The organism is Sulfuricurvum sp., assembly GCF_028688295.1.
Taxonomy (GTDB): Bacteria; Campylobacterota; Campylobacteria; order Campylobacterales; family Sulfurimonadaceae; genus Sulfuricurvum.
The window spans coordinates 1-7,576 of record NZ_JAQTYM010000087.1; the positions used below are offsets into that span (position 1 = coordinate 1).

General features: G+C 36.9%; 7 protein-coding genes. 2 read left to right on the forward strand and 5 right to left on the reverse strand.

The genetic code is table 11. The features are described from left to right. Positions 1-324 precede the first annotated feature (324 nt). Positions 325-1,266, reverse strand: coding sequence for a nucleotidyl transferase AbiEii/AbiGii toxin family protein (locus tag PHR02_RS12280; protein WP_299992445.1), 942 nt, complete (start codon positions 1,264-1,266; stop codon positions 325-327). Next, entirely contained in the window at positions 1,263-1,970 is a 708-nt protein-coding gene (locus PHR02_RS12285; RefSeq protein WP_299992447.1) for a DUF6088 family protein, read from the reverse strand. The genes PHR02_RS12280 and PHR02_RS12285 overlap by 4 nt, the downstream gene beginning before the upstream one ends. 209 nt (positions 1,971-2,179) lie before the next feature. Here PHR02_RS12285 and PHR02_RS12290 point away from each other — a divergent pair, with 209 nt between their 5' ends. Continuing rightward, positions 2,180-3,787, forward strand: a complete 1,608-nt coding sequence (locus PHR02_RS12290) for a type II toxin-antitoxin system HipA family toxin (protein ID WP_299992450.1) — start codon at positions 2,180-2,182, stop codon at positions 3,785-3,787. Positions 3,788-3,796: 9 nt separating this feature from the next. Here PHR02_RS12290 and PHR02_RS12295 read toward each other — a convergent pair whose 3' ends face one another. Beyond that, entirely contained in the window at positions 3,797-4,483 is a 687-nt protein-coding gene (locus PHR02_RS12295; RefSeq protein ID WP_299992451.1) for a hypothetical protein, read from the reverse strand. 415 nt (positions 4,484-4,898) lie between these two features. Here PHR02_RS12295 and PHR02_RS12300 point away from each other — a divergent pair, with 415 nt between their 5' ends. Further along, a complete protein-coding gene (locus PHR02_RS12300; protein WP_299992453.1) occupies positions 4,899-5,402 on the forward strand; it encodes a hypothetical protein in 504 nt (167 codons plus the stop codon). Positions 5,403-5,464: 62 nt separating this feature from the next. On the opposite strand, the gene PHR02_RS12305 is transcribed toward PHR02_RS12300, so the two are convergent. Together PHR02_RS12305 and PHR02_RS12310 are read right to left on the reverse strand one after the other, a co-directional pair. Beyond that, a complete protein-coding gene (locus PHR02_RS12305; RefSeq protein WP_299992455.1) occupies positions 5,465-6,016 on the reverse strand; it encodes a cold shock domain-containing protein in 552 nt (183 codons plus the stop codon). 15 nt (positions 6,017-6,031) lie between these two features. Beyond that, positions 6,032-7,387 carry a hypothetical protein gene (locus PHR02_RS12310; protein WP_299992456.1) on the reverse strand — a complete coding sequence of 452 codons (1,356 nt, stop codon included), beginning with the start codon at positions 7,385-7,387 and terminating at the stop codon, positions 6,032-6,034. Positions 7,388-7,576 lie beyond the last annotated feature (189 nt).

Consider the following 7,576-nt stretch of genomic DNA (forward strand, 5'->3'; position numbering starts at 1 on the left):
AAAAATATGTGCATATAATTAAAAATAATACTGATAATGTGTTACATTTGTGTTAAGAGGGGGGGTCTAAGAGAAAAAATATTCTAGATATGACAAGCGACAATGATGTACAAAAAACAAGTGTTTTTCGTACGCTCTGCCCTACCCTGCTTTTAAAGCCAAATAAGTTGCAATATTCTATACGAAAAACTATATCGAAAATAGAATTTATACGGAAACTAAAATTTGATGTTTTTCGTCACGATTAGAGAAAGTTTTTAAAATTGAGTCTATCAATTGACGAGTAATTAAATATGAGGAAACTAAAATACAAAAATATTCTTTTTATTCAAGTCTGTCTTTTACTGTTTTATACGCTTCAATCACATCTTCAAACAATGGTAATTCACCATAAACTAAACTTGAAAACGTTGTTTCATAATATCGTTTCAACTGGGACATCGTTCCGATATGATCCAAATAAATCGGCGACTCAGATATTGGTTTGCTTGCCCACTGAGCAATATTGCTATCTTCTTCTGTCACGATATTCATCATTACTTTAAATGCGTCTGATTGAAGAAACTGATTTGTTTTACGATCTTTCAACAGCCAATAAATATCATAAAAATGGCGGATCTTTGCTTGCAGATAATCGTGCCCTTCATAGGATGCCCGTGCGACTGCACTGATTTTTTCACATAGTGTTCTTTGTGTATCAAGAACATTCAACTCAAATGATTCAAGGCCATATTGTTGTATGAGATTATGAGAGCCTTTGGAAACTAAAAACTCTGTGATATAGGTTGAGATATTTTTGCGGCTAAATGGGGTGGGGTTTGCAAATGCATTAAGTTCAACAATTAAAACATCTATCGCATCTCCAAATTTCCCTAATGCGATTCTCGGATAACGGTGTACGGTTTTTCGTAGACTTGACCCCTTGCTTTCTTGTGGGTGGTTTTCAATCGTAGTTAATATATCCGGTAATATTGCTTGTTCTGCAGCTTTGAGTTTATTTTTTATTTGATTACCACTTAACCCCTCAGCTATGTATGCCAAATCAATGTCTTCAGAAAACCGATGAATCAGCTTATGCGCCTTTGATAAAGCTGTTCCGCCTTTAAATACAACTCGATTGAATATTTCTGGATCTGAATCAGCTAAATTACGCAAAATCATACAAAGCCAATAATCTTTTTCAATATAGATCTCACGCATGCCAAGCATATCGGCGGATAGGGTTATCAACTCTGAAAAAAGCGCCGGATTTTCATGAAGCGTCATAGTATTTTCCAACTTCGTCCATATTTTAAAACACTCTCATTTATTCTAAGTCTAAATGTAGTCGTAGTGTTTAGACTTTGCTTGATTGCATCGGTATATTGTTTACAATCAAGCTCTTCTAAAATAGCACCGACCAATGCTCTGGTTCTGGGTGTGAAATCGAGTACGAGTTTTGAGAGCTCTTTTTTTTCTACATCACTTAATAGTGTAATAATACCCTTAATATTGATTAACACATCTGAGGGTGTTGCATCGGGTATCTTTTTAATTTGACGAAGCGCATCGAGGATTTGGAGCAATTGAACATTTGATTTTTTAGGAGATCGTCTTTGCCGAACCAATTTGATTTTTGTATTACCGATCATGATTGTTCTTGGTTCCATCGTTGTCGCAATTTCAATGACAGAAGGTATTTGAGTTGTCAATCCCAACCGGTTGTATGCCATTAAACCTGTCTCATACCCTTGCGCAGATTTTTTATAGGCTTGAAGTATCGCTTCTTCAGTTGGACGAATCGGACCAAACATACCTTCAGCAGCTTTATAAAATCGTCCACGTGTCAGTTTTTGAATAGCACCTTTTTTATAGAGGCGAGAGAGCTCAATGGCAGCAGCTGCTTTATCACATGTTAAATCATTATAGGTAAATATTTGTCCTGTTGGATATTTATCAACCAGTGATCGAACGACGGAAGCCGATGACATGAACTCTCCTTTTTTAAAGAAAGTATAGCGTAATTTTGAAATGTATTTATATATATCTACATTTAAATTAACACTCTATAGTTTTCTGGCAGATAGTATTAATCAGTGAAATTACAATGCTTAAGCTTTTCAAGACACTGATTAAGTTTATATTTATACTAATCGCTGTAAACTTAAATTAATTTAATATAATGTCTTAAAAACCTTAAATGGATGGAGTTAACGTGAGAGCCGATATTACTGAGGTTTTAGAAATCATTTTAACGCTAAAAGAAGCTGAATCCTTAAAAGAGCTCGAACGTAAAAGTGGTGTTTTTGGGATTAAGGATAAAAAACTTTTGCGTGTTCTCAATGAACTTATAGCTAGCAACCGAGTTCGTACTGTCGGACAATCTGCATCAACTGTCTATTGGCAAAAAGATGTCCGTGAAGCCTATGCAAAAGATTATCGGATGATATTTGTTCATAAAGCCGATCAAATCGCCGGTTACCTTTTTCAAAACGCTCAGGAGTTTGTATTCTGCTATGCTGATCGATACCTAACCCAGAGCAAAGTAGAAATCCCGGGGTTACCTTTAGACATCGTCCCCTACCCTTCTTCAGAACTTCATGCAGCGTTTGATGAGAATCTCCCCGAAGGGGTTAATCGTGAGATGCTAGAACAATCATTAAACTCATCCGATGAGCTTGATATGTTGGTTCGATTAACGCATAATATCGGCGATATTTATTTTACGCTCACCGGTGAATCTCAGGTTGAATCTCAAAAGAATCGCCCCTCTTTTTTAAGCAATCTGGAGACCATTCTAGGCCCTGCTCTCCCCTTCCCTGCTGTGCTTGAAAACTATACCCTCGACATCAACGAAGAAGAGTTGTTTCCTGAGGGTGAAGACCTCTCACATTTTACCTATGACGAGCTTCCTGGTATCAGCGGTTTTCAATACAAACGGCTTGTTGATCTTGATAAAGAACACCATCGGATACATCAGGATAAATCAGAAGGTATACGTGATTTTATTCTCAAACCCTACAGCCGTTATAAAGCCGATCCTTCATCGCAATATTACCTTCCGCACTTAGCGTTAAATGAACATCTCTTTATGAGTTTTGCCAAAAATGAATTGGGATTTCGCGTTCCTCAATCGTATCTGATCAAACGAGAAAACGATGAAGAATTTCATTATCTCATCAAGCGATTTGATCGGTTAGGAACGTACCGTTTTGCGAAAGCAAACTTCTCAACCTATTTGGGTTTACGTGCTGAAAATAAATACAGCACCACGAGCGAAAAAATGTTTACTCGCATCAAAAAAGAACTCATCAGCGAAGCAGAACGCCTAGAACTTTTAAAGCACTATTTTTACTCTATGATCATCTCACATGAAGATATGCACACGAAAAATTTATCGCTTATTATTAGCGAATCAATTAAACTTTTTGCACCCCTTTATGACATTGCAACGACACGTATTTATTCCAATACCAAGCACTACGATTCACACTTAACTATCGATGGACAACGCAGTAATATTACACCAAGACATTTTGAAAAACTCGTAGATATTTTAGACGTAAACAAAAAAAGTTTTCGTTCAGAAGCTCAGAGAATTTGTGAAATCTTTCGCGACCGATTGCCGGAGTATATCAATGCAATTGAAGCACTTGGACCGTTATCTTTTTTCACAATGAAACAAAAAGCAAAACCGGGACAAGCCCCGACTTGGGTACCAAATAAAGAGTATGAATTAGCCGATGTATTACGGCGTTATCATGAAGAGAGAATCAACGAGTTGGTCAAACTGGGATGGCTAAAGTGAATTGCACAATTAGATAGTCCGACGAATGATTTTATACATATCACAGCCACACGTAAATGCAATATCTGATATAGACGCCGTAGCGTTTGTTATACCAAAAGAATATTTTCCATGAGAATTGGTAACATCCTGAAGTCGATCATAGTATTGTTGAATATTTTCACCGTTTTGCATCAACATGAAATGCCATATGTCTTTAAATTTGTTATTACCACTTGCGGATACTTCATACAAAAGAATATAGACAATTTTTTCATTATTCAAAGAGGTGTCATTCTTAAAAATGTTAAAGATATATTCTTTGGAAATTTCATGCAATTGAGGCACAGGATTAGTGACAACATCCGGATCATTATTCATATCAAATCCATAAAACTTTTCGCGACTATCTATAACTATCTGCTGTTCAATTGCCGCTTCGTTAACATCATTATTTTCTGCTTGTTCTAGAACTTCTGCAGAGTTGTTTTTTATCCATTTGTAAAAAGTTATATATGCTATCCCACTGATTGCTTCCGACTCAATCATCATGTCATAAATACGTTTCGGAGATACATTTAAGACGGTGATAAGATGCACTAATTCTTTTTTTTCTTCTCTTAGTAACTTATCAAGTTTAGACAAGCGCTTTTTATACTGCTCTGGATTTTTTGACACATTTTGAATGATTTTTTTTATTTCTACTTTGTTTATCATTTATATATCTCAATTTCAATTTAATATAAATATATGATACTGAAGATATATTTAATAGTATATAAAATTTATTTAGATTTATTAAATATATATATATTTAATAACAATTTATTTTTGATTATTTATTTGATTATTTTAATACTCAAATACTATGTTTAATCTCAAGTATGTTACACCGTATTTTTTCCATGTATAGTTAAGCTATATTTAATTATTTGCCATTTATGATGGCTTTTTTGAAATGGAGAAAAGTCATATGTCTAAGAAATACACAACTGACGAGCTGAAACAGTACATGCGGACATATCTGTGTAATCGCTATATAGAGTTCTTCAAGAACTTAATATTCAATTACGAACCAAATCATATCATACCGGGAGATGCGTTTGATGACATGGTCAAATACAAATACCAAATGTCAACTCTCGATCTTGTTACTATCAAAAACCAAATCGATCAAGGCAAAGCCACAGACGATCAACGCGCACTGTATTTTAAGCTACAAAGAATTAAAGACTATACGCTTGAGCAAAACGCTTCGATTCAAAAATCAATCAAACTAATCGAAGATTACCACGAAAAAATAGGCACTCCATTTGGTGGAATCATCTTCCACATTTATGCTTATCTCGTCTTCGATATTTCTGCCGCATCAGATAGTTATCACTTCGGAAACATCATCTCCTACATGTACACTCACGATCAAAAAATCCGTAACGATACAGTTGAAACAATCCCCTTCCGAAGATCGCGAATAACCTCTCGTCTTACCAGTAATAAAATCAAAAAGCGTTGGGTCCAAAAAGCAACCGATTCCGGTATGACTTTAGACAAGAGAGAGATCACGCATCACTGGTTGCGTAAATCTCTTCAAAGCATGTCTACCGAAGAATTAAAAAGAAATGGATATATACAATAAGTTTGCTCTTTCGATAGGCAATTTTTTTCATCTTGCACCAATTTCATAGTGTCAATTTCGATTCAACACGTGTGTTGAATCTTACGATTTAGAGAAATCATTTTGATCAAAAACGGCGAGACCCAATAGTAAAATTTCACTGTCATTTTACCTATCCCATTGTTCATCAACTGTGTATCTCTAAACGCACGTAAAAAATTTAGATGCTTATGATGACGGTCTCCATAGATATGTACTAGAAAGCAATCATTGTTGTCGAATGTTTTGATAACGGTACCGCAGTATGGGCAGAGCGTTTTATCCGGTTCTCCTCGATAGGTAACCATACGCGGCACCACTTTTCTACCGCACGATGGACAAGTGATCCGATCATCTTTATGTTTGGATTCGTGTACTTTGTTTTGTTTATCCTTTGCAGAAAAAATGAGCTGAATATTTCTAGCACGAAACCCTTTTTGATCTTCGCCCAGTTCGAACTCGACATCATCATTCCCCGAGGGGACCGATGGGTGTTTCCACTCACCGATTCGAAAGAAGATATCCTCTTTTAACCCTTCCGAAAATATGAATCCGAATCCTTTTTCAGCGTTATAAAATTTAACCGTTCCTCGCATTATATTTATCCGATACTACTTACAATTCATCGCTTCACGCCCGGCAAACTGATCATTACGTATATAGATCAGATTCACACTGCACTGATTTCCATACGCTTGTCTGCTACACGTTGCGGTATAACCATCGATCGATACTTTCCCCGCACCGTATTGGCTGCATTGCTGAACTAATGAGCCTTTAGCGTTTTGGATCGATTGAGGGAGTTTTAGGTTGGAATAGACAAACCGTTCATCGGTAATATCTCGGGCTTCATTATTTTGCACTTTATAGTTTTTGTAGGTCTTGTTTCCACCTACCTCTTGGATATTAACTAGCTTGCTCATGCCATTATCGCTGTAGAGTGTAGAGACCAGTTTACGGTTGCCGATATTGTTTTCACTTTGAGCTCCTAATGGGAGCATTGAAGTTGAGAGAGCAAGCCCTTGCATCTGGATATCCGATACGTCACTTTGATCAATGACAATGTTGTTTTTTGCATACGCTGGAGCGATATCGGTGAGAAGCATATATTTAAACGTTTCAATCATGCGAAATACAAACGGATGTTCAATATCGATACATCCCATCTCTCTTTTCATCATTACCGGTTTGCTATAGATATTCGTTTCACCGCCATCGACAATGAGTTTGCCCGATGCCTCTTCACAGAATGCTCTTGCAATTTCAATTTGGTTGGTAAACGGAGAATACTTGATTAGGTATTTGTTCCCTTTTTGCTCCGTTACGTATTCGGCAAATAAGGACTCGATTGTTTTAGAGATCTTCGGCTTCGTAAAGTTCTCTGTCGCTACCGCTTCGCTAAACGTGACAACTAAGGTATCAGGATGGGGTTTGGTCTTAGCCGTATAGATCGTTTTACCGGTATCGATCGATTTACATGTCGTGTGATAGTAGAAGTTCTGAGGTCGCAGAGCATCAGCATCGAACATAAAACCTCGTTGGAGACGTTTATCGGTAAAGAACTCCCTAAAGTCACTACGTGATTTGATAAAGAAGTCTTTATTGTCGGGTTTGAGTTGGGTATATTCGTTTCGCTGTTCTGCGGATAGTGCTTTGACTTTAGCATGATCAAGACTGTGTGCTTCCAGAGTATCTCCAAAACTGTCTTTAATTTTGAAATAGACATCTCCCCCGTATGCGAAGCACTGACGCTCAAGCATATCTTTAGCATCTTCGCTTCGTGTAATGTAGGTGCGTCCGAATGCTTCGATCGGTGTGACTACTTCAATGGTATTAGCCGCATCGGTTGTTTTTACTTCGATCTTCATCTCTTTCATCCCCGCGATAAAGGCATTGGAAATGGGTTGCTGATCGGCGTATAACGCGCTGCTTAGCGCTAAGGCTATAAGTATATTTCTTGAATTCATAGTGCAGTTTTTTCCTTTCTTTTTCTGCTTACATAGCTATTACTATTTGTGTGAAGGAGTATAACATAAGTACACTCTAAATAGTAATTACTAATTATTTGGAGCCGCATTGAGAACACTGGAAGATCTTACCCAAGAGGATGTTGATGAGCTGTATCGACGTATCGGAAGAAACGTCAAAGCGCTTCG

Excerpts from the sequence above, each read along its gene's own strand:
- PHR02_RS12280 (WP_299992445.1), bottom strand. The coding sequence starts at position 1,266 with ATGACGCTTCATGAAAATCCGGCGCTTTTTTCAGAGTTGATAACCCTA.
- PHR02_RS12285 (WP_299992447.1), bottom strand. The coding sequence starts at position 1,970 with ATGTCATCGGCTTCCGTCGTTCGATCACTGGTTGATAAATATCCAACA.
- PHR02_RS12290 (WP_299992450.1), top strand. The coding sequence starts at position 2,180 with ATGGATGGAGTTAACGTGAGAGCCGATATTACTGAGGTTTTAGAAATC.
- PHR02_RS12295 (WP_299992451.1), bottom strand. The coding sequence starts at position 4,483 with ATGATAAACAAAGTAGAAATAAAAAAAATCATTCAAAATGTGTCAAAA.
- PHR02_RS12300 (WP_299992453.1), top strand. The coding sequence starts at position 4,899 with ATGTCAACTCTCGATCTTGTTACTATCAAAAACCAAATCGATCAAGGC.
- PHR02_RS12305 (WP_299992455.1), bottom strand. The coding sequence starts at position 6,016 with ATGCGAGGAACGGTTAAATTTTATAACGCTGAAAAAGGATTCGGATTC.
- PHR02_RS12310 (WP_299992456.1), bottom strand. The coding sequence starts at position 7,387 with ATGAATTCAAGAAATATACTTATAGCCTTAGCGCTAAGCAGCGCGTTA.